Origin of the sequence: Lactiplantibacillus herbarum (genome assembly GCF_001039045.1) — a bacterium.
GTDB classification, from domain to species: domain Bacteria; phylum Bacillota; class Bacilli; order Lactobacillales; family Lactobacillaceae; genus Lactiplantibacillus; species Lactiplantibacillus herbarum.
This window is the reverse complement of the sequence record NZ_LFEE01000048.1, coordinates 1-555: the sequence shown is the minus strand read 5'-3', so window position 1 is coordinate 555 and position 555 is coordinate 1. Positions and strand designations below refer to the sequence as shown.

Sequence of the window (555 nt, the reverse complement as noted above, 5' to 3'; positions counted from 1 at the left end):
TCCAAATATAATCAATCTTTGGGGCGATCAATTGAACAGCGTCCCATGATGATTAATCAACGTAATCGCATCGGCGATTTTGAACTAGATACAGTCGTTGGTCCTCGTGGGCATAGTAAGGCAGTTTTATTAACTTTAATCGATCTAAAATCACGGTTCCTTTGGGCATACCGGTTAAAAGATCGGACGACAGCGACTGTTAATGAAGCCCTAACTAAGTTCCTAACCACTTTTAATGGTCCGGTGCACAGCTTTACTGTGGACCGTGGCACTGATTTTAGTGGGCTAGTATCACTTGAATCACAATATGGTATTAAGACCTATTACTGCCATGCTTATACGCCAGCTGAACGTGGTAGTAATGAACGCTTTAATCGGAATTTACGTTATTTTTATCCTAAAGGGACTCGTTTTGAGCACATTAGTGCTCAAGATTTAACGACGACGTTACTCCAAATTAACCAGCGACCGCTTAAAATACTCGACTGGCAAACACCGTATCAGGTTATGCTGCCAAATTTGTCCAAAAATTCGGATTAAATTTGCAATCTACCA

The 555-nt window shown here is 40.9% G+C and carries 1 pseudogene; it reads left to right on the top strand.

What is annotated here, in order from left to right:
* Nucleotides 1-540, top strand: a pseudogene (locus ACG95_RS13730) (IS30-like element ISLpl1 family transposase); the annotation flags it as partial.
* Nucleotides 541-555: the final 15 nt, after the last annotated feature.